18 protein-coding genes are annotated in these 24,200 nt (G+C 73.1%); 11 read left to right on the top strand and 7 right to left on the bottom strand.

Translation table 11 applies throughout. From position 1 onward, the window contains the following. Positions 1-21: 21 nt before the first annotated feature. The gene (gene thpR, locus ACI1MP_RS17230; RefSeq protein ID WP_404868971.1) at positions 22-621 is read left to right on the top strand and encodes an RNA 2',3'-cyclic phosphodiesterase; all 600 of its coding nucleotides are present in this window, start codon (positions 22-24) and stop codon (positions 619-621) included. A 69-nt stretch (positions 622-690) separates the two neighbouring features. Here the strand turns inward: thpR and ACI1MP_RS17225 are convergent, their stop codons facing one another. After that, entirely contained in the window at positions 691-2,460 is a 1,770-nt protein-coding gene (locus ACI1MP_RS17225) for a beta-galactosidase (RefSeq protein ID WP_404868970.1), read from the bottom strand. 94 nt (positions 2,461-2,554) lie between these two features. Between ACI1MP_RS17225 and ACI1MP_RS17220 the strand changes: the two genes are divergently transcribed. Both ACI1MP_RS17220 and ACI1MP_RS17215 read left to right on the top strand, forming a co-directional pair. Further along, positions 2,555-3,400: an AraC family transcriptional regulator gene (locus ACI1MP_RS17220; RefSeq protein ID WP_404868969.1), complete on the top strand. Its 846-nt coding sequence runs from the start codon at positions 2,555-2,557 to the stop codon at positions 3,398-3,400. A 226-nt stretch (positions 3,401-3,626) separates the two neighbouring features. After that, positions 3,627-4,619, top strand: coding sequence for an aldo/keto reductase (locus tag ACI1MP_RS17215; RefSeq protein ID WP_404868968.1), 993 nt, complete (start codon positions 3,627-3,629; stop codon positions 4,617-4,619). Positions 4,620-4,964: 345 nt separating this feature from the next. On the opposite strand, the gene serC is transcribed toward ACI1MP_RS17215, so the two are convergent. Beyond that, a complete protein-coding gene (gene serC, locus ACI1MP_RS17210; RefSeq protein WP_100587534.1) occupies positions 4,965-6,089 on the bottom strand; it encodes a phosphoserine transaminase in 1,125 nt (374 codons plus the stop codon). A 181-nt stretch (positions 6,090-6,270) separates the two neighbouring features. After that, positions 6,271-7,371, bottom strand: coding sequence for a citrate synthase 2 (locus ACI1MP_RS17205; RefSeq protein WP_043915640.1), 1,101 nt, complete (start codon positions 7,369-7,371; stop codon positions 6,271-6,273). Between the two features lie 403 nt (positions 7,372-7,774). On the opposite strand from ACI1MP_RS17205, the gene pdxH reads away from it, so the two are divergent. From pdxH to fxsT, 6 genes are all read left to right on the top strand, one after another. Beyond that, complete coding sequence (pdxH, locus tag ACI1MP_RS17200) at positions 7,775-8,398, top strand: pyridoxamine 5'-phosphate oxidase (protein ID WP_100587640.1); 624 nt, start codon at positions 7,775-7,777, stop codon at positions 8,396-8,398. 185 nt (positions 8,399-8,583) lie between these two features. Beyond that, positions 8,584-8,754 (top strand): hypothetical protein, encoded by a 171-nt coding sequence (locus ACI1MP_RS17195; protein ID WP_380339899.1) that lies wholly within the window; start codon positions 8,584-8,586, stop codon positions 8,752-8,754. A gap of 44 nt (positions 8,755-8,798) precedes the next feature. Then, positions 8,799-11,198 (top strand): FxsB family cyclophane-forming radical SAM/SPASM peptide maturase, encoded by a 2,400-nt coding sequence (locus ACI1MP_RS17190; protein ID WP_404868967.1) that lies wholly within the window; start codon positions 8,799-8,801, stop codon positions 11,196-11,198. 123 nt (positions 11,199-11,321) lie between these two features. Then, positions 11,322-12,113 (top strand): aminoglycoside N(3)-acetyltransferase, encoded by a 792-nt coding sequence (locus ACI1MP_RS17185; RefSeq protein ID WP_380339905.1) that lies wholly within the window; start codon positions 11,322-11,324, stop codon positions 12,111-12,113. A gap of 101 nt (positions 12,114-12,214) precedes the next feature. After that, entirely contained in the window at positions 12,215-13,465 is a 1,251-nt protein-coding gene (locus tag ACI1MP_RS17180; protein WP_380339907.1) for a TIR-like protein FxsC, read from the top strand. A 117-nt stretch (positions 13,466-13,582) separates the two neighbouring features. Beyond that, on the top strand, positions 13,583-17,584 hold the full coding sequence (fxsT, locus tag ACI1MP_RS17175) for an FxSxx-COOH system tetratricopeptide repeat protein (protein WP_100587530.1): 4,002 nt from the start codon (positions 13,583-13,585) through the stop codon (positions 17,582-17,584). Positions 17,585-17,728: 144 nt separating this feature from the next. On the opposite strand, the gene ACI1MP_RS17170 is transcribed toward fxsT, so the two are convergent. The 3 genes from ACI1MP_RS17170 to ACI1MP_RS17160 all read right to left on the bottom strand — a co-directional run bounded on the left by ACI1MP_RS17170 (position 17,729) and on the right by ACI1MP_RS17160 (position 20,455). Further along, on the bottom strand, positions 17,729-18,598 hold the full coding sequence (locus tag ACI1MP_RS17170) for an alpha/beta fold hydrolase (RefSeq protein ID WP_404868966.1): 870 nt from the start codon (positions 18,596-18,598) through the stop codon (positions 17,729-17,731). Positions 18,599-18,612: 14 nt separating this feature from the next. After that, on the bottom strand, positions 18,613-19,575 hold the full coding sequence (locus ACI1MP_RS17165; RefSeq protein WP_380338188.1) for a DUF4231 domain-containing protein: 963 nt from the start codon (positions 19,573-19,575) through the stop codon (positions 18,613-18,615). A 130-nt stretch (positions 19,576-19,705) separates the two neighbouring features. Next, positions 19,706-20,455, bottom strand: a complete 750-nt coding sequence (locus tag ACI1MP_RS17160; protein WP_100587528.1) for a sugar isomerase domain-containing protein — start codon at positions 20,453-20,455, stop codon at positions 19,706-19,708. 217 nt (positions 20,456-20,672) lie between these two features. On the opposite strand from ACI1MP_RS17160, the gene ACI1MP_RS17155 reads away from it, so the two are divergent. Further along, positions 20,673-21,362: a metal-dependent transcriptional regulator gene (locus ACI1MP_RS17155; protein WP_100587527.1), complete on the top strand. Its 690-nt coding sequence runs from the start codon at positions 20,673-20,675 to the stop codon at positions 21,360-21,362. A 397-nt stretch (positions 21,363-21,759) separates the two neighbouring features. On the opposite strand, the gene ACI1MP_RS17150 is transcribed toward ACI1MP_RS17155, so the two are convergent. Then, positions 21,760-22,464 carry a bifunctional DNA primase/polymerase gene (locus ACI1MP_RS17150; RefSeq protein ID WP_380338184.1) on the bottom strand — a complete coding sequence of 235 codons (705 nt, stop codon included), beginning with the start codon at positions 22,462-22,464 and terminating at the stop codon, positions 21,760-21,762. 255 nt (positions 22,465-22,719) lie between these two features. Here ACI1MP_RS17150 and ACI1MP_RS17145 point away from each other — a divergent pair, with 255 nt between their 5' ends. Further along, a complete protein-coding gene (locus ACI1MP_RS17145; RefSeq protein WP_043915647.1) occupies positions 22,720-24,096 on the top strand; it encodes a transcriptional regulator in 1,377 nt (458 codons plus the stop codon). The last annotated feature ends 104 nt before the right edge of the window (positions 24,097-24,200 follow it).

Raw genomic sequence — 24,200 nt, 5'->3', positions numbered from 1 at the left:
ACGGTAGGGCAGGATGACGGAATGAGGCTCTTCGTCGCCGTGAACCCGCCCACCCGCGCCATCGAGGAACTCGCCGCCGCGACGGCTTCGCTGCGAGAACTCCCCGGAGCGGACCGCCTGCGCTGGAGCGAGACGGCCGGGTGGCACCTCACCCTGGCCTTCCTGGGCGACGTCCCCGCGGACGAAGTCCCGCAGCTCTCCGAGAAGTTGGCGACCGTCGCGGCCGACCACCCGGGACTCCGCCTGCGGCTGGCCGGCGGCGGGACGTTCGGCGACCGCGTCCTGTGGTGCGGCGTGAAGGGCGAGACCTCATCCCTGCGCCGCCTCGCCGACGCCGTCCGCGACGCACTCGACATCACGGACGACCACCCCTTCCACCCCCACCTGACCCTGGCCCGCAGCCATCACCGGGCGGGCGGGATGCAGGCGATGGCAGACGCGATGAACCACTTCCGGGGGACGGAGTGGGAGGCCGGACGGATCCACCTGATGCGCAGCGAGACGGGGTTCGGCCCGGCCCGGTACAGCGTCGTCGAGAGCTGGCGGATGGGAGAACAGGGGCGCGGGGAACTGCGCGAAGGGGAACGCACCCCGCCGCAAGATCGCGACGCGGGACAATGACGTGCACGTGATCGCGACCTTGCGGATGTGGCGTGCGCTTGTCGCGCAGTTCCCCGTGCCCACCTGATGTCACCCCAGGTTGGGTGCCTCGCGGAGCTCGATGCGGGACGGCGACGCCTGCCCGAGTTCCAGCAGGGTGAGCGTGTTGGCGCCCTCGTGGAGGAGCGGCTGCGGGCAGTAGAGGGTGACCTGGGGGCCCCGGCGGTCGTAGCGGCCGAGGAGGAAGCCGTTGACCCACAGGTAGCCGTGGTCGCCGTCGGGGACGGCGAGGAAGGTGTCGCCGGTGGCGTCCAGGTGGAGGGTGCCGCGGGCGAGGAGCTCGGGGCCGGGGTCGCCCGCCGCGTAGGCGGTGGTGGGGGGCAGCGGGTCGAGGGCGAGCGGCTGCGCGTGCCAGCCGTGCAGGTACTGGCGTTCGTGGCGGACGCCGGTGATGCCCTTGGTCTCGCCGACCAGCGGGCCGTAGTTGACCCGGCCGAGCGATTCGACGAGCAGGGTGACCTGGTCGCCGCCGGTCGCGGTGACGCTCTCCGCGGCGACGCCGCGTTCGAGCGAGGCGGCGTGCTTGCCGGCCACCTTGAGGGCGGCCCGGTCGCGCAGGCCTTCGACGGTGAGCGGCTGGGCGTCGCTGATGGCGGGCACGGTCGTGGTGTAGCGGACCAGGCCCTGCTCCAGCCCTAGTTCCTCGAACAGCGGCGGCACGGGGGAGGCGACGGCGTCCCCGAACGGCAGCTCGGCGATCTCGGTGAGCGCGACGTCACGTCCGCCCAGGACCGGAGCCGCGGCGGGCAGCTCGGCGACCCGGTCGTCCAAGTAGTGCACCAGCGAGGGGTTCTCGGCCGCGAAGTCGGCGATGACCTGCCGGAACGCGTCGAACTTGGCGCTGGGCAGGCCGCGTTCGTCGAGGGCGGCGTCGTAGTCGTAGGAGGTGGTGGTCGGCTGGTACGGGGAGTGCGTCCAGTCGGTGGAGTTGAACGGCGCGTCCTCGTGGTTGGCGCCGGCGGTGGTGCCGAAGTTGGTGCCGCCGTGGGCCATGTACAGGTTGACGGAGCCGCCGGCGGCGAGGATGCGGCGGAGGGAGTCGGCGGCGTCGGCGGTGTCCCGGGTGTGGTGGGGCTTGGCCCAGTGGTCGAACCAGCCGTTCCAGAACTCCATGCAGAACGGCGGGTCCTGGGGGCGGTGGCGGCGCAGCGTCTCGAACGCGGTCTCCGGGTCGGAGCCGAAGTTGACGGTGGCCAGGATGCCGGGGACGGTGCCGCCGCCGAGCATGTGGTCCTCGGGGCCGTCGGAGGTGAACAGCGGGACGGTGACGCCGCGCTCGCGCAGGCCGCGGGCCAGGTGGTCGAGGTAGACCCGGTCGCTGCCGAAGGAGCCGTACTCGTTCTCGACCTGGACCATCAGCACGGTGCCGCCGGGCCGTCCCCACTGGCGGTCGACGACCTGCGGCAGCAGGACGTCGAAGAAGGCGTCGACGGCGGCCAGGTACTCGGGGTCGCTGGTGCGGGCCCGGCGGCCGACCTTGGCGGTCAGCCAGCCGGGCAGGCCGCCGTTGTCCCACTCGGCGCAGATGTACGGGCCGGGCCGGACGATCGTCCACAGGCCCTGGCGGTGCGCCTCGTCGAGGAACGCGCCCAGTTCGTCGAGGCGCTCGAAGCGGCCGGGGGAGGGCTCGTGCAGGTTCCACGGCACGTACGTCTCGACGGTGTTCAGCCCCATCGCGCGCAGCGCGGCGAGGCGGGCGGGCCACTGCTCGGGGCGGGTGCGGAAGTAGTGCATCGCGCCGGAGAGGATGCGCAGCGGGCGGCCGTCGAGGCGGAAGCCGGTCGAGTCGTAGGTGAGCATGCCCCCAGCCTGCAAGAAGGCACCGGCCCGGACCATGGACAAAGCGGGACGGCGTGTTGGACTTGTCCGGGAAGGAATCCGAGGACGGAGGACGATGGAGCGCTGGTGGCACTACCTGACGCCCGGGCCGGCGCAGCTGCGCACCGGCCTGGCGTGCCTCGGGGTGGGCCTGCAGCGCGGACGGCTGCCGGTGGTCGGGCCGCGGGTGCTGGACCACTGGGTGGCGGTGGTGGTCGGCTCGGGGCGCGGCTGGTACGCGCCGCCGGGCGGCCGGCGGCTGCCGGTGGCGGCGCCCGCGGTGCTGTGGCTGCGGCCGGGGGTGCCGCACCACTACGGGCCGGACGGGGACGGCTGGGCGGAGTCCTTCGTGGACTTCACCGGCGCGGGCACCGCCGGGTACGCCGAGCTGGGGCTGCTGCCGGAGGCCGAGGTGGTGCCGCTGGACTCCGCGGAGGGCGCGCAGCGGGTGATCGCCCGGATCGCCGCGGTCTGCCGCCGGGGCGGGCCGACGGCGGGGGCGGAGGCGTCCGCGGCGGTCCACGAGCTGCTGGTGGAGCTGCACCGGCACCGGGCCGACCTGGGCCCGGAGGGCGCGCCGGTGATGGAGGTGCTGCGCCGGGACGCCTGCCTGCCGATGTCGGTGGCCGAGCACGCCCGGCGGGTCGGCATGGGCGTGGAGGAACTGCGTCGCGCGGTGCGCGCCCAGGGCGCGACCAGCCCGAAGGAGTACCTGCTCACTGTCCGTCTGAACGAGGCCAAGCACCTGCTGGCGGCCAGCGAACTGCCGGTCTCCGCGGTGGCCCGCCGGGTCGGCTACCAGGACCCGGCGTACTTCACCCGCCTGTTCACCCGCCGGGTCGGCGTCGCCCCGACGGTCTTCCGGCAGCGCGAGTACCGGGGCGATGCCCTGCCCGCCGGGGAGGGGCCGGGGCAGGGGTAGGCCGGGCGACCGACTAGTCTCGAAGCGTGGACCCGAAGACCCGTATGCGGATCGTGACCGGCGCGTTCGTCCTGCTGCTCGCCGTGGTGATCATCAGCGCCCTCGTGCAGAAGTAGGCCCCGCCCGGTTCGGGCGACGGGGCCGGTTCGCGGTCGGCCGATCCGTAGGGTGGGGCGCGACGCGGGCCCGACCGTGGGGCCCGCCGCGACGCAGGGGGCGGATTTCCATGGAGTACACCCGGCTCGGCCGCAGTGGGCTGAGGGTGTCCCGGCTGGTGCTCGGCACGATGAACTTCGGCACCGAGACCTCCGAGCAGGACAGCCACGCGATCATGGCGCGGGCGCACGAGCACGGCATCAACTTCTTCGACACCGCGAACGTCTACGGCACCCGGCCGGGGGAGACCTCGACCGAGGAGATCATCGGCCGCTGGTTCGCCGGCTCGCCGGAGCGCCGCGAGCGGACGGTGCTGGCCACCAAGGTGTACATCCCGACCGGCAGCCGCCCGAACGAGGGCGGGCTGAGCGCGCTGCACATCCGGCGGGCCTGCGAGGACTCGCTGCGCCGGCTCGGCACCGACCACATCGACCTGTACCAGATGCACCACATCGACCGGCACACGCCGTGGGACGAGGTCTGGGAGGCGTTCGGCGTCCTGCGGCAGCAGGGCAAGGTGCTGTACTTCGGCTCGTCGAACTTCGCCGGCTGGCACCTCGCGCAGGCCCAGGAGGCGGCCCGCGAGCGGCACTTCCTCGGGCTGGTCGCCGAGCAGTCCAGGTACAACCTGATGACCCGCTGGGCGGAGCTGGAGGTGCTGCCCGCCGCCCGGCACTACGGCATCGGCGTGATCCCGTGGGGCCCGCTGAACAGCGGGCTGCTCGGCGGGGTGCTGCGCAAGCGGCGCGAGGGGACGGCGGCGCGCGGCGGCAGCGGGCACTCGGCGGCGGCACTGGCCGAGCACGGCGCGACCATCGAGGCGTACGAGAAGCTCTGTGCCGCGGCCGGGGCCGACCCGGCGCACGTGGGCCTGGCCTGGCTGCTCGCCCAGGAGGGCGTCACCGGCCCGATCATCGGACCGCGCACGGCGGCCCAACTGGACGGCTCCCTGCCCGCCCTCGACCTTGAGCTGGACGCGGCGCTGCTGGCCGAGCTGGACCGGCTGTTCCCGCCGCCCGGCCCGAACGGCGGCGGCCCCGCGCCGGAGGCCTACGCCTGGTAGGCGACGCGTCAGGCCCGGTCGGGTTCGACGAAGACCACCGGGGCCTCGTTGTCCAGCACCACCCGGCCGAGCAGCGCGGCCAGCGTCTCGCGCTGCTCGGCGGTCAGCCCGGCGGGCAGGCCGTCGATCCTGCGGCAGGCGTCGGCGTAGAAGCGTTCGGCGAGTTCGCTGCCCTCGTCGGTGAGCGCGACCCGGACGGCGCGGCTGTCGCGCCCACCGCGATGGTCTCGGAGTTCAAGGGCGTCGACCTGTTCACCGGCCGCTTCCTCGGCCGGTTCGGCCCGAACGCGGCATGAGCGAAGGCCCCGGTCCGCGGACCGGGGCCTTCGCGGGGCGACGGGTGTGTCAGCCGTTCAGGTGCTCGACCACGTAGTCGATCGCGCCGGTGAGCTTCTCGACGTCCGCCGGGTCGATCGCCGGGAACATCGCGATGCGCAGCTGGTTGCGGCCGAGCTTGCGGTACGGCTCGGTGTCCACGATGCCGTTGGCACGCAGTGCCTTGGCGACCGCGGCGGCGTCCACCGACTCGTCGAAGTCGATGGTGCCGACGACCTGCGAGCGCTCCTCGGCCTTGGCGACGAAGGGCTGCGCGTACGAGGACTTCTCGGCCCACGCGTACAGGATCGAGGAGGACTCGGCGGTGCGGGACACAGCCCAGTCCAGGCCGCCCTGGCCGTTCATCCACTCCAGCTGGTCGGCCAGCAGGAAGAGGGTGGAGATGGCCGGGGTGTTGTACGTCTGGTCCTTCGAGGAGTTGTCGATCGCGGTCGGCAGGTCGAAGAACGGCGGGATGTACCGGCCGGAGCCGGCGATCTCCGCGGCGCGCTCCAGCGCGGCCGGGGAGAAGGTGGCCAGCCACAGGCCGCCCTCGGAGGCGAAGGACTTCTGCGGGGCGAAGTAGTAGACGTCCGTCTCGCGGATGTCGACGGGCAGGCCGCCGGCGCCGGAGGTGGCGTCGACCAGCACCAGCGAGCCGGCGTCCGCGCCCTCGGGGCGGCGGATCGGCATCGCCACACCGGTGGAGGTCTCGTTGTGGGTGAGCGCGTAGACGTCCACCCCCGCCTCGGCGACCGGCAGCGGGTGGGTGCCCGGCTCGGTCTTGATGACGGTCGGTTCGGCCAGCCACGGGGCGGCCTTCACGGAGGAGGCGAACTTGGAGGAGAACTCACCGAAGTTCAGGTGCTGCGACTTCTCGCGCACCAGCCCGAACGCGGCGATGTCCCAGAACGCGGTGGAGCCGCCGTTGCCGAGCACCACCTGGTAGCCCTCGGGCAGCGAGAACAGCTCGGCGACGCCCTCGCGGACGCGCTTGACGATGTTCTTGACCGGGGCCTGACGGTGGGAGGTGCCCAGCAGGGAGGATCCGGTGGCGGCGAGGGCACTCAGGGCCTCGGGGCGCACCTTGGAGGGGCCGCAGCCGAAGCGGCCGTCGTTGGGCAGATTGTCGGCGGGGATCTGAATCTGAGCCACGCCCGCAGCCTATCGCTCCGAATTGCCCGGCTGTAAGCCCGTCCGGCCGCTGAGACGTGATCTTCCCGGCACCGGACAGCACTCACCGGGGCGCGCGCTTCCCCTGGTCAGGGGCGGTGCGCGCGCCCGGTGGCGGCGTCAAGGACGCTGACGGTTCGTCAGTTGTTCATCCGATCGGGTGTCAGCGGCCGATCTGGTCCCAGCCCTCGATCTCCTGCGGCTTGCGGGCGCCGGGGCCGATGTAGCGGGCGGCCGGACGGACCAGTCGGCCGGTGCGCTTCTGCTCCAGGATGTGCGCCGACCAGCCGGCGGTGCGGGCGCAGGTGAACATCGAGGTGAACATGTGCGCGGGGACCTCGGCGAAGTCCAGCATGATGGCGGCCCAGAACTCGACGTTGGTGGCCAGCACGCGGTCGGGGCGGCGGTTGTGCAGCTCCTCCAGCGCGGCCTTCTCCAGCGCCTCGGCGATCTCGAAGCGCGGCGCGCCGAGCTCCTTGGCGGTGCGGCGCAGCACTCGGGCGCGCGGGTCCTCGGCGCGGTAGACGCGGTGGCCGAAGCCCATCAGGCGCTCGCCCTTGTCGAGGGCCTTCTTCACGTAGCCGGCCGCGTCGCCGGTGCGCTCGATCTCCTCGATCATGCCGAGCACCCGGGACGGGGCGCCGCCGTGCAGCGGGCCGGACATCGCGCCGACCGCGCCGGACAGCGCGGCGGCGACGTCGGCGCCGGTGGAGGCGATCACCCGGGCGGTGAAGGTGGAGGCGTTCATGCCGTGCTCGGCGGCGGACGTCCAGTAGGCGTCGACGGCCTTGACGTGCTTCGGGTCCGGCTCGCCGCGCCAGCGGATCATGAACCGCTCGACGATGGTCCCGGCCTTGTCGATCTCACGCTGCGGGACCATCGGCAGGCCCTGGCCGCGGGCGGACTGGGCGACGTAGGACAGCGCCATCACGGCGGCCCGGGCGAGGTCGTCGCGGGCCTGCTCGGCGGAGATGTCCAGCAGCGGCTTGAGGCCCCACACCGGGGCGAGCATGGCGAGCGCGGACTGCACGTCGACCCGGATGTCGCCGGAGTGGACCGGGATCGGGAACGGCTCGGCGGCGGGCAGGCCGGGAGCGAACCGGCCGTCGACCAGCAGACCCCAGACGTGGCCGAAGGAGACCTGACCGACCAGGTCCTCGATGTCCACCCCGCGGTAGCGCAGCGCGCCGCCCTCGCGGTCGGGTTCGGCGATCTCGCTCTCGAAGGCGACGACACCCTCAAGGCCGGGTACGAAGTCCGACATGTAGAACGGCTCCTTCAGTGATCCGACGCGGCGTGCGGCCGTGGTGGGACGGCACGCCGGTGACCGATGGTGGTTGGCACTCGGTGTCAGAGTGGCAGGCACGGAGTGCATTGCGCCATACACCACGACGGTGATGTTTCCCCCATGGGCCGCTCGAACCCCTGTCGACTCCGGCATCGTCGGCGGATCTTCCGGGGCGCTCCGGTGGAAACCGGACGATTCCCCGGGCAGCGGGTCGGGTTGCGGTGGCGGGCCACCTTATCGCCGGGTGTTTGCGCGGACGTAGCGGCGCTCGGCGCTTGTCGTACGGGATGATGTTGGCGTGCCTACCGCGGAACGCCACAGTCACCCCAGCGCCCTGTCCACGCCGGCCGAGGAGCGGCCGGTGCCGGACCTGACCGTGATGCGCCGGCATTACCAGCACGAGGGCCTGGCCGAGGACCAGTTGGCCGAGGACCCGTTCCGGCAGTTCGCCCGGTGGTTCCACGAGGCCGTCGAGGCGGGCGTGGTCGAGCCCAACGCGATGGTGGTCTCCACCGCCGACGCCGAGGGCCTGCCGTCCTCGCGCACCGTGCTGCTCAAGGGCTACGACCCGCGGGGCTTCGTGTTCTTCACCAACTACGGCTCCCGCAAGGGCGCCGACCTGGCCGCCAATCCGAACGCCTCGCTGCTGTTCCCGTGGATCGGCCTGGCCCGCCAGGTGGTGATCGGCGGCCGGGTGGAGAAGGTCGGCCGGGACGAGACCGCCGCCTACTTCCGCACCCGCCCGCACGGCTCCCAGCTCGGCGCGTGGGCCAGCGAGCAGTCCAGCCCGGTGGCCGACCGCGCGGTGCTGGAGCAGCGCTACGCGGACCTGGCCGCCCGGTACCCGGAGGGCGAAGGGGTGCCGGTGCCGCCGTTCTGGGGCGGCTACCGGGTCGTCCCGCGCACCGTCGAGTTCTGGCAGGGCCGGGAGAACCGGCTGCACGACCGGCTGCGCTTCGTCGCCGAGGGCGACGGGTGGCGGGTGGAGCGGCTCTGCCCCTGACGGAATGTCAAGTTCGTTGCCCTGCGCGTCAACCAGCTGGAGCAACCTGCCCCTCCTACGGGCTAAAAAGTTGGTGGTTTGGACCACTGAAACCTGGGTACCGGCGCTAAGGTCAGGTCGGGTGAAATTCTCGGCACAGGACGCCGAGGCCTGTCTCGCGCCGACAGGCGCAGAAACGAGTCATCATGGTCGCCGCCACCAAGCCCGCCGACAGCGCGCGCGTCGAGGAGTCCGCTCCTTCTCTGGCAGCTCTGGCCTCCCTCGGTACCGAAGAGCTCGTCGCCGAGCTCTCGCGAGCCCTTCCGGGCGGTGAGTCCGGCCCGGTGGCCGTCGCCGCCTTCAACTCCTCCATCTGACCGGACGACCGAGCGCATTCGACGCGACGTCACCTCCGATTCCCGTGCCGCGCCCGCTGGTGCCGTTCTCGCAGTTCGTGATCAAGATGCACGCTCGGTGCGATCTTGCCTGCGACCACTGCTACGTGTACGAACACGCCGACACCAGTTGGCGCGGCAAGGCCCGCGCCAGTGGCGAGGCGGTGCTCGCCCGCACCGCCGAACGGATCGCCGAACACGCCCTCGCCCACCGGCTCCCCGCCGTCCACGTGGTGCTGCACGGCGGCGAACCGCTGCTCGCCGGGCCCGCCCTGCTCGGCCGCGCCGCCGAGCTGCTGCGCGCCGCCCTGCCCGCCGACTGCGCCCTCGACCTGCGCATCCACACCAACGGCGTGCTGCTCTCCCCCCGCTTCCTCGACCTGTTCGCCGCCCACGGCATCAAGGTCGGCATCTCGCTGGACGGCGACAGGGCCGCCAACGACCGGCACCGCCGGTTCGCCGACGGCCGCAGCAGCCACGCCAAGGTGCTCGCCGCCGTCGAGCTGCTGCGCCGACCCGCCTACCGGCACCTGTACGCCGGGCTGCTGTGCACCATCGACGTGGAGAACGACCCCGTCGCGGTGCTGGACGCGCTGGTCGCCCTGGAGCCGCCCCGGGTGGACTTCCTGCTCCCGCACGCCACCTGGGAGCAGCCGCCGAAGCGGCCCGAAGGCCTCGGCGAAACCCCGTACGCCGACTGGCTGCTGGCGGTCCACCGGCGCTGGGAGGAACTCGGCCGGCCGGTCCCGGTGCGGACCTTCGACTCGGTGTACCGCACGTTGCGCGGCCGCTCCAGCCTCACCGAGTCGCTCGGCCTCGACCCCGCCGACCTGGTGGTGGTGGAGACCGACGGCTCCTTCGAGCAGGCCGACAGCCTGAAGACCGCCTACGACGGGGCCCCGGAGACCGGGTTCACGGTGTTCGAGCACACCCTCGACCAGGTCGCCGAGCACCCCGGCATGGTCGAGCGACAGTCCGGGCTGGCCGGGCTTGCCGAGCAGTGCCGCGGCTGCCCCGTGGTCCGCTCGTGCGGCGGCGGCCTGTACGCCCACCGCTACCGGGGCGACGGCTCCGGCTTCCGCAATCCCTCCGTCTACTGCGGTGACCTGATGCGACTGATCACCACCATCCGCGACCGGATGGCCCCCGCCCCCGTCGTCCCCGCCCAGGACGCGCCCGGCGCCGTGCTGACCGACCGTCAGCTCGACGAGCTCGCCGCCGGGTACGGCGGCGCCGACACCGTCCGCACCCTGGCCCGGGCCCAACTCGGCCTCACCCGAAGGCTGGTGGCGGCCGTGGGGGCCGCCTCCCCGGCCTGGGGGCTGGTCACTTCGCTGGACGCCGACGACGCCCCCGCGCTGGAGGCGGTGCTCGCCCACCCGTACACCCGGGCCTGGGCGGTGCGCTGCCTGCAGGGCGAGGGCGGCGGGGACCTCGGCGGGATGGCCGAGGTGGCGGCCGCCGCCGCGGTGCGCGCCCGGCGGGCCTTCGAGCTGCCGGTGCCGGTGCGCGGCGGCGCCGTCCACCTGCCCACCCTCGGGCGGGTGTCGGTCGGCGGCGCGGGCGAGACCGTGCTGACCGGCGACGCCGACGGCTTCACCGTCGGCGGCCGCCGGATCGGCCCGGACACCCCCGCCGACGCGCACTGGCAGCCGGTGCGGCGCACCGCCCTGGCCGGCGGCTGGACGCCCGCCCTGGAGGACACCGACCCGCAGCGCGACAGCCACCAGTGGCCGGTCGAGGAGCGGCTCGCGGACGCCGAGTACCTGGCCTGGGCCGGGGCGCTGCGCGAGGCCTGGGAGCTGATCGGTCGCGACCTGCCCGGCTACGCGCCCGGCATCCGGGCCGGCCTGTCCACCCTCACCCCGCTGCGGCGCGGTCCGGCCGGCCGCGACGTGTCCGCCGCCGCCCGGCAGGCCTTCGGCGCGGTCGGCATCGCCCGGCCCGCCACCGCGCCCACCCTCGCGCTGCTGATCGCGCACGAGTTCCAGCACGTCAAGCTGGGCGCGGTGCTGGACTTCCACGACCTGTACGACCGCGCCGACCCGCGCCTGTTCCACGCCCCGTGGCGGCCCGACCCGCGCCCGCTGGAGGGCCTGTTCCAGGGCACCTACGCGCACCTGGCGGTGACCGAGTTCTGGGCCACCCGGGTCCGGGCGTACGACGGGCTGCGCAACGGCCCCGCCCAGCCCGCCCGGGTCCAGTTGGCGACCTGGCGGGCCCACACCGTCGCCTCGATCGCCACCCTCGCCGACTCCGGCGCCCTCACCCCCCTCGGCACCCGCTTCACCGACGGGATGCGCACCGCCGTCGAGCCCTGGCTCACCGTCCCGGTCGGCGCGGCCGCCGAGACCGCGGCCCGCGAGTCCGCCGCCGAGAACCTCGCCCAGTGGCAGGCCCGCGCGGCCGCCATCGGCGGCAACTGACCGGCAGGTGGCCCGAATTCGCCCCTGATGCCGGGAGACCGGCGGGACGCCGGGTAGGGATCCGGTGTATTCGGCCGCCCGGTCGGGGGTCGGCGGCTCCGACCCGTGGCTGTGGGAGGCCTCATGTACTCCGTTGCGGAGCTCGTCACGCACCTCGACAAGATCGGCGTCCGACCCGGGGAGACGCTGCTGGTCCAGGCCTCGCTGCGGGCGATCGGCCCGGTCGCGGAGGGCGCATCCGGGGTGGTACGGGCGCTCCGGGAGGCGCTCGGGGCGGACGGCACGCTGGTCGTGTACACCGCTACACCCGAGAATTCCCGCACCTCCTCCTACTACCGGGCCGCGATCGCCGGCCTCACCCCCGCCGAGCTGCGGAAATACCACGCTGCCATGCCCGCCTGGGACGCCGCCGCCACCCCCGCCTCGCCCACCATGGGGCACCTCGCCGAGGAGGTCCGGCTGCTGCCCGGGGCGCTGCGCAGCCGGCACCCGCAGACCTCCTTCACCGCGATCGGCCCGCAGGCCCGGGAGGTGACGGAGCGCCACCCGCTGCGCAGTCACCTCGGCGAGGAGTCGCCCGCCGGGCGGCTCTACCGGAGCGGTGCGCGGTGCCTGATGATCGGCGTCCCGGTGTGGTGCTGCACCCCGCTCCACCTGCTCGAGTACTGGCAGCCGGACCGGCAGGCGCAGCAGTACCGGTGCGTGGTGCGCACCCCGGGCGGTGCGCGGCGCTGGCGGAGCTTCACCGGCGTCCGGCTGCAGGACGAGCACTTCCCGGCGATGGGCGAGGTGCTGGCCGGCGGGCTCGGCGACGCGCTGGAGTCAGGGCCGCTCGGCGACGCGCACTGCTACCTGATGCAGATCCGCGAAGCGGTCGATCTGGCGGACAAGTGGTTCAGGAGCGGGCAGAGTTGACGGAGCATCGGATCAAGGCCCTATTCCATTCCGGCGGCAGCCGTTCCTACACTTGAGTCCCTTTCGGGAACAGGTGACAGGCGGGCTCGGGGGAGGCGCGTGTGAACAGCCCAACGGTCCGGGGGAAGGAAGCACCGAGGCCGTACTTCTTCCTCAGCTACGCCCACACCCCGAGAGTGAACTCCCGGGGCGCGGCGGACCCGAACCTCTGGGTGGCGAAGCTCTACCAGGACCTGTGCGAGGCGATACTCCAGATCACCGACCTGCCCGCCGGGCATCCGATCGGGTTCATGGACCGCTCCATGCACCAGGGCCAGAAGTGGGCCGAGCGGCTGTCGAGGGAGCTCGCGAGCTGTCGGGTGTTCGTTCCGCTGTACTCGCCGCGGTACTTCAAGTCGGAGGCGTGCGGCCGGGAGTGGCACCTGTTCACCCGGCGCTCGGTCTACCAGCGGCGCCCCACGGCCGAGCGGATGACCGGCATAGTGCCGGCGCTGTGGGTGCCGATGGACCACTATCCGCTGCCCCGGGTGGCCGGTGAACTGCAGTTCAACCACGACAGTTTCGGCGAGGACTACGCGGCCGAGGGCCTGTACGCGCTGATGAAGATCACCACGTTCAGCTCGCAGTACCACACGGCGGTGTGGCGGCTCGCCCAGCGGATCGTCGACGTCGCCGAACAGACCGTCATCCCGGCCGGGCAGGTCTTCGACTTCGAGTCCCAGCCGTCCGCGTTCGACCCGCCGGACGTCGCCGACAAGGTGCGGATCTCGGTGTTCTCCTACAGCCAGCCGGAACTGCCGCCGCAGCGCAGCGGCGCCTGGTACGGCGAACAGCGCACCGACTGGCAGCCGTTCCGGCCGGACTCCAGCCGGCCGCTCGCCCAGGACGCCGCCGACGTCGCCCGGAACATGGGATTCCAGCCCACCGTACGGGAGTTCGAGGAGGAGGCGGAGCACCTGCTGACCGGCGAACGCCCGTCCGCGCCGTGCGTACTGCTGGTCGACCGGTGGGCGTTCCTGGACGCGCGGCGGGTCGAGGCGGTGCGCCGGCTCGACCGGCGCAACCTCGGCTCGGTGGCCATCATCGAACCCTGGAACCGCGAGGACCAGCAGAGCCGCGACCACGAACGGATGCTCAACGAACTCGGCGACAGCGTGCTCGCCGTCAGCCGCGGCGCCCTGCAGAAACCCAGCCTGCGCGACGACGCCGCGGCCGGCGCCCCCGGCAGCCTGGAGGAGTTCCGCGGCGAGATGGAACGCGCCGTCATGCGGGCCTGCACGGCCCACGAACAGCACCACCGCGACCGCCCCGACGACGGGCCCACGGACCGCAGACCCAGCATCGGACCCTAGGCCCGCGCCCGGAGACGGGAGCGGGCGGACAGCAGGACGCCGGACGGTCGGAACTCCGTCCGGCGGCACGGCGTGCGGGAACACGACGGGCACCAAGGGCCCGGGGGAGGGAACGTCATGACCGAGAGGCCGGCGAAGGGCCCGCAGATCCAGGCGCGCCGTCGCGACACCACCGTGGAGAACCGCCACGGACGGATCGTCACCTTCTACTCGTACAAGGGCGGCACCGGCCGCACCATGGCGCTGGCCAACACCGCCTGGATCATGGCCGCCAACGGCTACCGGGTGCTGGTCGTCGACTGGGACCTGGAGGCCCCCGGCCTGAGCCAGTTCTTCCGGCCGTTCCTCAACCCCGAGATCGTCGGCGCGACCACCGGCATCATGGACCTGTTCGCCGACTACCTCGAAGAGGCCCGCCGCCCGGTCGACCGCGACCCCGACTGGATCGAGGACTTCGCCCGGATCCACCCGCACGCGCTCTCCCTCGCCTGGCCGCACTTCCCCGGCGGCGGCCGCATCGACCTCGTCCCCGCCGGCCAGCAGAACCGCGACTACTCCGTCGCCCGCCTCGACTGGGACCTGCTCTACGAGCGCTACCAGGGCCGCCGCTTCATCCAGTCGCTGCGCGCCGACATGAAGCGCCGCTACGACTACGTGCTGATCGACAGCCGCACCGGACTCACCGACACCGCCGACATCTGCACCGTAGAGATGCCCGACGACCTGGTGGTCTGCTTCACCCTCAGCGACCAGTCCATCGACGGCGCCTCCCGGATCGCCCGGGTCATCGAGGACCGCTACGGCGACCGCGACATCCGCATCCTGCCCGTCCCGATGCGCATCGACGAGGGCGAGAAGGAGAAGGCCGACGCCGGCCGGGCGCTCGCCCGGATCAAGTTCGGCGGCCTGCCCGCCGGCTTCGGCGAACCCGACCTGGCCCGCTACTGGGCCGGTGTGGAGATCCCCTACCGGCCGTTCTACGCGTACGAGGAGATCCTCGCCCCGTTCGGCGACCAGCCCGGCCTGCCCGGCTCCATGCTCGCCGCCAACGAACGCCTCACCCGGGAGATCACCCAGGGCCGGGTCGCCGGACTCCCGCCGATGCCCGAGGACCTGAGACTGCGGCACCTCGACGGCTTCGCCCGCCGCCGTCCCACCGCCCCCGCCGACCTGTACCTCAGCTACGTGCCCGAGGACCGCGCCTGGGCGGACTGGATCTCCGCGCTGCTCGCCGACGCCGGCTACCGCGTCGTGCCGCGCGACCTCGGCGCCGGCGCCAACCCGCGCGAGGCCACCGGCCGCGGCATCGACTCCGCGTACCGGACCGTCGCCCTGCTGTCCGCCGCCTACCTGCAGTCCCCGCAGGCCCAGGCGCTGTGGGACCGCACCGTGCTCGCCGACCCGGCCGGCGCCCGCCGCCAGCTCATCCCGGTCCGGGTCTCCGACGTGCGCCTCAACGCGCCCTACAACAGCCGCAACCCGGTCGACCTGATCGGCCGCGACGAACAGGCCGCCGCCACCGTCCTGCTGCGCGCCCTCGGCCGCACCGAGACCGAGCTGCCCGACCGCACCCCCGGCGCGCCGCGCTTCCCCGGCACCAAGCCCACCTACTGGGAAGTCCCGCAGCGCAACCACTCGTTCACCGGCCGGGTCAAGGTCCTCGACGACCTGCGCGCCCAACTCGCCGGCGGCACCACCGCCGTGCTGCCGCCGCCGCAGACCCTGTACGGCCTCGGCGGCGTCGGCAAGACCCAGGTCGCGCTGGAGTACGCGCACCGCTACATGTCGCACTACGACCTGGTGTGGTGGATCGACGCGGAGCAGAGCGAGAACGTCGCGGTCGGCCTCGCCGAACTCGCCGGACGGCTCGGCCTGCGGGTCGGCGAGAACGTCAACGAGGCCGCCCAGTCCGCCCGCGACGCGCTCCGCCAGGGCCTGCCCACGCCCAACTGGCTGCTGATCTTCGACAACGCCGACGAGCCCGGCGAGATCCGCCGGTTCTTCCCCGACGGCCCCGGCCACATCCTGGTCACCTCCCGCAACCAGGGCTGGTCCGGGCAGGCCGGCGTGCTCAACGTCGACGTCTTCGACCGCACCGAGTCCGTCGACCACCTCACCCGCCGGGTCCGCGGTCTGGTCCGCGCCGACGCCGACCGGGTCGCCGAGGCCGTCGGCGACCTGCCGCTCGCCGTCGAGGTCGCCGCCGCCTGGCTGGAGACCACCCGCACCCCCGTCGACACCTACGTCAGCCAGCTCAAGGCCGAGGCCACCAAGGTGCTCGCCGCCGGCGAGACCCCCGTCGACTACCCCACCCCCGTCGGCCTCACCTGGAACGTCTCCATCACCCGGCTCCGCGAACAGTCCCCCGCTGCCGTCCGGCTGCTGGAACTCTGCGCGTTCTTCGCCCCCGAGCCGATCTCGCTCAAGCAGTTCTTCTTCTCCGAGCAGATGCGCCTCGCGCTCTACCCCTACGACGAGGAACTCACCGACACCTTCCTGCTCGGCAAGGTGCTGCGCGCCGTCAGCCGCTACGCCCTCGCCAAGACCGACGCCGGCTCCGACTCCTTCCAGGTCCACCGGCTGGTCCAGGCCGTCGTCCGCAGCGGCATGAGCGACAGCGAGCGCAACACCGCCATGCACCAGGTGCACCGCATCCTGGTCAACGCCCGCCCGTCCCGCGGCGACACCGACGACCCCGCCAACTGGCCCACCCTGGAAGCCATCTGGCCGCACCTCACGCCCTCCCGGGCCCAGGACTGCGACGAGAAGGACGTCCGCGAGATGCTCATCGACCGCGTCCGGTACCTGTGGAAGCGCGTCGACCTCGACCAGGCCCTGCAACTCGGCCGCCAGCTCGACGCCAGCTGGACCGGCCGGGCCGAAGCCGAGACCGACCCCGGCGAGCAGCGCCTGTGGCGGCGCCAGATCTACAGCCTGCGCTTCCAGGTCGCCAACGTGCTGCGCTCCCAGGGCTTCTACAACGACTCCCTGGCGCTCAACCAGGAGACCCTGGACGGCCAGCGCGAACTCCTCGGCGACCACCACCCGTACGCCCTGATGACCGCCAACTCGATGGCCGCCGACCTGCGCTACCTCAACCGCTTCCAGGAAGCCCTCACCCTCGACCAGGACACCTTCAACCAGTTCATCGAACTCTTCGGCGAGGACGACCCGCGCACCCTCTCGGTCGCCAACAACCTCGCCATCGACCACCGCCTGGTCGGCAACAGCGTCGCCGCCCGCGACCTCGACCAGGACACCGTCGAACGCCGCTCCGCCGTCCTCGGCGCCCGCCACCCCTACACCCTCAGCTCCAAGTCCAACCTGGCCCGCGACCTGCGCGAAATGGGCGACTACAAGGGCTCCGCGGAACTGCTCCGCGAAGTCACCGAGACCTTCGCCGCGGTCGACGCCTCCGGCCTGCCCGAGGAACTGCGCAACGCGAAGTCGCTCGCCGTCTCGCTGCGCCGCGCCGGACAGTACGCCGAGGCCCGCGAACTCACCGAACGCACCTACGAACGCTACGTCGACCTGTACGGCCCCGAGTTCCCCGACGCACTGGCCTGCCGGCTCAACCTCGCCGCGGACTTCAGCGCCGCCGGCGACAAGGAGACCGCCCGCGACATCGCCACCGACGCCTACGAGGGCCACCGGCGACTGCTCGGCGACGAACACCCCTTCACCTTCGCCTGCGAGAACAACCTCGGCATCTACCTGCGCGGCTCCGGCGACACCGACGGCGCCGTCCAGCACGGCCGCTCCGCCGTCGACGGACTCACCCGGGTCCTCGGCGCCGACCACCCCTTCACCCTCAACGCCGTCATCAACCTCGCCAACGCGCTCGCCGAGAACCGGCAGCTCGACGAGGCCGAGACGCTCGGCCGCAGCGCGTACGACGGCCTCGCCGCGAGGTACGGGGCCACCCACCCCGACACCCTGGTCTGCCAGGCCAACCTCGCCGTCACCCTCCGCGCGGCCGGCCGCCGCAGCGAGGCGGAGAGCCTGCGGATGCAGGCGGTGGCCGCACTCGTCGAACTCTTCGGCGAGGAACACCCGTCGGTCGTCGCGGCCCGCAGCTGGCAGCGCAGCAACCGGGATCTGGAGCCGCAGCCGCTCTAGGCCGCGCGGGCAGCGGGCGAACGCCGGCAAGGTCGCGACCACGGGCAAGTCATTGCCCGTGTCGCGACCTTGCCGGCGGGTGCCTTCCGCTGTGCGCAGTTCTCCCCCGGCCCCAGTGGACTGGGCCCCCGGGTTTCGCGCCTGCTACGCGTTCGCGGCCCAGCGGATCGCGTCCGTCATCTCCTTCAGGGACCCGAAGTGCGCGGCGCCGGGCTCCAGGTAGAGCTGGGCGGCGGGGATGTGGTCGGCGAGCCAGGCGGAGTGGCCGACGGGGGAGAACTTGTCGTCCGCGCCGTGCCAGATGCGGACCGGGATGCGGATGGCGTCGACGGCGAAGCCCCAGTCGGCGATGAAGGCGAGGACGTCGTCGATCCAGCCGTCGGCGCCGTAGCGGAAGGCCTGGCGGTAGGTGGACTGGAGCATCCGGCGGATGCCGATGTCGGCGACCACGGTGCGGTCCGGCGGGGTGAGTTCGGGGACCAGGTTGCGGATGAGCTGGGCGGGGTCGCGGCGGATCACCTGGGAGCGGACCTGGAACGGGCCGGCGATCCGGGGTTGGCCCAACTCGGCCTGGCGGAAGGCGCGTTCGTTGGAGGGGGTCATGCCGGCGAACCAGTCCAGGCCGTCCGCGTCGCGCGGGGCGAGGCAGACCTGGGTGGCGGCCCGGACCACCCGGTCGGGGAGCAGCGCGGCGCAGGCGAGCGCGTGCGGGCCGCCGCCGGAGCGGCCGACCACGGCGAAGCGGTCGAGGCCGAAGGCGTCGGCGATGGTGGTGACGTCGGCGGCGGCGTTGCGGACCCGGCGGCCGGGCAGCCGGGTGGAGTCGCCGTAGCCGGGGCGGTCGAAGGAGATCAGCCGGACCCGCATCCGGGCCAGGACGGCGCTGCGCGGGGCGGGGCCGACCCGGCTGCCGGGGGTGCCGTGGAGCAGGAACACCGGCCTGCCGGAGGGGTCTCCGGACGTCTCCACCGCGAGGACGCCCCCGTCCGGTGTGTCGATCCTTCGGGTGGCCACGCGGCGCCTCCAGGTCAGCTGGGAATGTCCAGGCTGCGCACCTCGCGGCGCGCCTGCCAGGTGGTGTGCTCCCGGGAGATGGCGTCCTCGGCGTCCCGGGCGAGTCGCGCCCAGTTCTCCTCGGCGTCCGGGGCGGACAGGTCGACGGCCGCCAACTGGGCTTCGACCTTGGAGAGTTCGGCGGCAGCGAGGGTGTAGGCGGCGGCCTGCGGGCGGTACTGGCGGAGCTGGGCCCAGGCCGAGATGGAGGCGGCGACGGCGGAGATCGCGCCGAGCGCGTCGAAGCTGAACTGGCCGAGTGCGCGCAGTACGGCGAGCAGCAGGCCGGCGGCGGGCAGCACGATGGCGAGCCGGCCGACCCGGCGGGTGGCGTTGCGGCACTGGATGGCCTTGGCCTGGTACCACTCGCGCTGGCTGTGCACCCGCTCGCGCAGGTAGATCTCGCGGCGGACCGGCAGCGGCTGGTCGCGCAGCCGTTCCATGGTCTCGGTGATCTGCGGGTGCCGGGCCGGGGCGCGCCAGGTGCGGAGCTCCTCGGCGACTCCCGGGGTGACCCGGTCGGTGTCGAACTCGCCGAGGATGTTGGCGAGTTGGATGTCGTACAGGCGTTCGGCGTCGGGGAGTTTGCGGGGCGGCGGCTGGTAGGAGTCGGCGCGCACCGCGTACTTCCACACCAGGGTCTTGACGGACTCGGCGACCGCCCGGCCGTCGTACCAGAGCCGCTGCGGGTTCTGCCAGGCGACGGTGACGGCGATGAACAGCGCGCCGAGGTAGGCGGCGGCGGCGAGCCAGGCCCACAGCGGGCCGTCGGCGGAACCCGCGAAGGCCGCGCCGACCAGCAGCAGCAGCTCCCACCGGGACAGCGCCACCGCCCGGGCCTGGCCCTGCAGGGACGCGCCGTCGGCGGCCCAGAACAGCCGCGGCAGCAGGTCCTGCTCCCGTACGAAACCGATCGAACGCCCCGCTCCAGTTGCCATTCCCGCCCCCGCAGCGCCGTCTCACCGGTCTCGGGAGTCCTTCCCAGTGCCGGTCGAACTTACGCGACCGGCACTGGAGTTGGCCGAATGGGCGGGGTTGCGCCGGGGGCGCGGAGCGGTCGGCGGGCGGTCACCAGGCGTAGAAGATGCGGTCCGCGTTGTCGGCGATCACCTTGTTGTTCCACTCGGTGCCGCCGTCCACGTTGCCGGAGCGGAACAGCGGCGGGGTGATGCCGCGGTCGGCGAGCTTGGCGGTGGCGGACGCCATCACGGACTGCATCAGCGCGCTGGTCACGATGGTGGAGACCGGTCCGAACGGGGCGCCCGCGCCGGGGTGGTCCAGCTCGCCGTCGCCGGGGGCGATCTTGCTGTCCAGGACGACGTCGCAGTTGTCCTTGAGGTAGGTGCCGGACGGGTGGTTGGAGCTCACCGCAGCCGGATACGCCAGCGAGGTCACGCCGATCACCTTCAGGCCGCGGTCGCGGGCGTGCCGGGCGAGTTCGACCGGCATCACCTGGCGGCCGGACAGCGAGATCAGGAACAGCAGGTCGCCGCTGCGCGCGGGCGTCAGGTCGAGGGTGGTGGTGGCCAGCCCCGAGACCCGCTCCAGCGCACTGCCCAGGTGTGCGGGCATCACGTTCACGCCGGTCATTCCGGGCACGTTGAGCAGGTTCATCACCACCAGGCCGCCGGCCCGGTAGACCACGTCCTGGGCGGCCAGTGAGGAGTGCCCGGCGCCGAACGCGAAGATCCGCCGGCCGTGCTCGACCGCGTCGGCCAGCAGCTCGGCCGCGGCGTCGATGTTCCCGACCTCCTCGGCGCGGATCCGCTCCAGGTGGGCCACAGCGGCGTCCAGGTACCGGCCGACCAGTTCGGTCATCTCGTGCTCCGTCCGAGCGGGGGCGGTCCGGTGGCCCGGGCCGCGGTGGGGGAAAGCTACGGCGTGCACGGTGGACCCTGCCGCGCCCGGCTGTCAACCGTCGCGCGGGGCGTCCGACGGCCCGCGGCGGCCCGGGCACAACGACGCAGCGCACCTGGTTGTCATCTCCGTACGTCAGAATTGGCGGTGAGGACACCGAAGAACGGAGCCAGGGGCGATGTCAGGGCTTATCGACACCACTGAGATGTACCTCCGCACCATCCTGGAGCTGGAGGAAGAAGGCATCACCCCGATGCGCGCCCGGATCGCCGAGCGGCTGGAGCAGTCCGGCCCGACGGTGAGCCAGACGGTGGGCCGGATGGAGCGCGACGGCCTGCTCCAGGTCGCCGAGGACCGGCACCTCGAACTCACCGAGGACGGCCGCCGGCTGGCCGTGCGGGTGATGCGCAAGCACCGCATCGCCGAGTGCCTGCTGGTGGACGTGATCGGCCTGGAGTGGGAGCAGGTCCACGAGGAGGCCTGCCGCTGGGAGCACGTGATGAGCGAGACGGTCGAGCGCAAGGTGCTCGCCATGCTCGGCCACCCCACCCAGTCCCCGTACGGCAACCCGATCCCGGGCCTGGACGAGCTCGGTGACACCAAGGCCGAGGGCGAGGGCTACGACGCCGGGCTGGTGACGCTGGAGTCGGTGGCCCGCAAGGACGGCGCGGACGTGGTGGTGCGCCGGATCGGCGAGCCGATCCAGACCGACGGCGAGCTGATGCGCACCCTGCGCCGCGCGGGCGTCCGCCCCGGCGCGACGGTGCGGGTCGCCCCGGCGGCCGGCGGCGTGCTGGTCGGCACCGGCGACGGCGCGGCCGAGCTCGGCAAGGAGATCGCCGCGCACGTGTTCGTCGCCCAGGCGTAGCCGGCCCGTCCGCCCGGGGAGTGCGGAACGGGGGTGCGGGACGGGAGTGCGGAACGCGCCTCGGGGCCCGGTGTCCCCGCACCGGGCCCCGCGCGTTCCCCCCGACTCCCCTCCGTTCCCTCCCCGATCCCCCGCCGTCCCTCCCTGACCCCCCGTGCCGCCGCGTTCGGCTTCCCCGACCGAACGCCCTCCCGGCAGCCCCCCACGCTCTCGGCCCGACCGCTCCTTCCGCTCCACCGACCCGCTCCACCGACCCTGTGCCGACGCTGAGGATGATCCCCTCGGCAACCGCGGCCAACCCTTGAGCGCCGTCACCCGATCGATGGGCTTGTCCTGCTGACCTGCGGGTATGACCACTCGTTTCCGGAAGATCACGCTCCGAACAGTCGGCGGGGCCTCACACGGCGGCGGTCTCCCGCTGGACGAGGCGCGGGGCCGACGGGTCGCGCCGACAGGCGTACGCCAGCGGGCTCACCAGCTCCACCGCGTCCGGCAGCCACCGGTTCAGCAGCGTCGGCGGCCGGGCCCACAGCGCGGTGGCGTGCCCGCCGAACCGGGACGGCGGCGCCACCAGCCAGTCGCCCTCGCCGCGCGCCACCAGGTCCAGCCCGTCCGAGGTGCAGCCGATCTGCCGCAGCAGCTCGGGCAGCTTGGCGACCGCGCCCGGCAGCACCAGGAAGTGCAGCCGCCGCCCGCTGCGCCCCCGGGCGGCCGGCGCGGCCACCACCGGGCCGAGCGGCAGCCCCATCCGCTCCATCCGGGCCAGCGCCAGGCAGCCCGCCACCTCCGGCACGTCCAGCACGTCGAACGCCCGCCCGGTGGGCAGCAGGATCGAGGCCTCCGGGCGCTCCGTCCACCACCCGCGCACCACCGCGGACCCCACGCTGGCCACCAGCCCCCAGTCCGCGCCCACCGGGTGTGCGCCGGGGAGCGCGCAGCCCGGATCGCCGCAGGAGCAGCGGACGGCCGCGCCGTCGCCGTCGAGCAGCCACGTTCCTGGGACCACCTCCCAATGGCGTTCCTCGGCACAGCGGACGGCCTCGGCCAGCAGGGACGTCGGATCGGGTTGGGGGTCTTGGGGGGCGTTGTCCACGTGGAGCACAACTACCGTCCGTGAGTGGGGGTTACGGGCCGCCGCCGAACGATTCGAACGGGGCGCACGTTGTCACCCGGGACGGTGATCCTGGTCGGAACCCCCCGTCGCAGCAGGGGCGGTAACGGGCGCAGAGGGGGCGCACAGGGGCATTCATCAGGGCGCGTGGGGAGTGGGTACGTCACCGTGGGTATTCCGCATGGTGTTGCACAGTCGTCGCCCTCCGGTCGGGTCCGGACGGCGTTGGGGAGGCGGAAAAATCCCATGGCCGCGAGACCACTCGTCGCACGAGAGCCGAACGAACGTCTGCAGCAGCTGATCCAGGAGGCGGGCTGCTCCAATGCGGGCCTGGCCCGCCGGGTCAACCTCTGCGGAGCCGAGCACGGGCTCGACCTGCGATACGACAAGACGTCCGTCGCCCGCTGGCTGCGCGGGCAACAACCCCGCGGGCAGGCGCCCGCCGTCATCGCCGAGGCCCTCGGCCGCAAACTCGGCCGCGGCGTCACCGTGGACGAGATCGGCATGGCCGACGGCAAGAGCCTCAGCTCCGCCGTCGGACTCCAGTTCGCGCCCAGCCTGGGCACCGCGCTGGAGCAGATCTGCGAACTGTGGCGCAGTGACGTCGGCAAGCGCGACTTCCTGGCCGGCACCACCGTCGCCGCCTCCGCCCTGGTCGAACCCAGCCGGGACTGGCTGATCACCCCGCCCGACCCGGTGGTCGCCCGCACCGGCGGCACCCGGGTCGGCCTCGCCGATGTCGCGGCGATCCGGGCCACCACCCAGATGCTGGTCGACCTCGACCACCGGTTCGGCAGCGGCCACGTCCGCCCCGTCGTGGTGCACTACCTGAACAGCGTGGTCTCCGGCTTCCTCGGCGGCTCCTACCGCGACGAGACGGGCCGTCAACTCTTCGGCGCCGTCGCCCGGCTGACCGAGCTCGCCGGCTACATGGCGGTCGACACCGGCCAGCCCGGCCTGGCACAGCGCTACTACATCCAGGCGCTGCGCCTCGCCCAGGCCGCCGACGACCGCGGCTACGGCGGCTACGTGCTGGCCGCCTCGATGAGCCACCTCGCCGCGACCCTCGGCAACCCCCGGGAGATCGCCCAACTCGCCCGCGCCGCCCAGGAGGGCGCCCGCACGGTGGCCACCCCCACCGCGATGGCGATGTTCTACGCCGCCGAGGCCCGCGGACACGCCCTGCTCGGCGACGCGTACGCCTGCGAGGCGGTCGCCGCGAAGGCGCTCGCCGCGATGGAGCGCCGCAACCCCGTCGACGACCCGGACTGGATCGTGCACTTCGACGAGGCCTACCTGGCCGACGAGTTGGCGCACTGTCACCGGGACCTCCAGCAGGGCGAGCGGGCCGAGCACTACGCCCGCACCGCGCTCGAACTGCACCCCGCGCACCGGGTCCGCCGGCGCGCCGTCGACCTGGTGCTGCTCGCCACCGCCCAACTCCAGCAGCGCGACCTCGAACGCGCCTGCGAGACCGGCACCGAGGCGGTCCGGCTGCTCAGCGGGCTGCGCTCGAACCGGGGCGTGGAGTACCTGGACGACTTCCGCACCAGGCTGGAGCCGTACCGGGGCCACCGGGCGGTCCGCGAGTTCCACGCCCGGATGGACGGGGAGGCCGCGTAGCGGGCGGGTACGGGCGGTGCTGGTCGGCACGATCGGGGCGGGGCGGACGTTCGTGAAGCAATAGCACAGAACAACGGCCCGCGTAGTCACCTGTGCCGGTGAAC

Source organism: Kitasatospora griseola (assembly GCF_044999035.1).
GTDB classification, from domain to species: domain Bacteria; phylum Actinomycetota; class Actinomycetes; order Streptomycetales; family Streptomycetaceae; genus Kitasatospora; species Kitasatospora griseola.
Note: the sequence above shows the minus strand (reverse complement) of the source record. Positions and strands in the feature narration are given on the sequence as shown.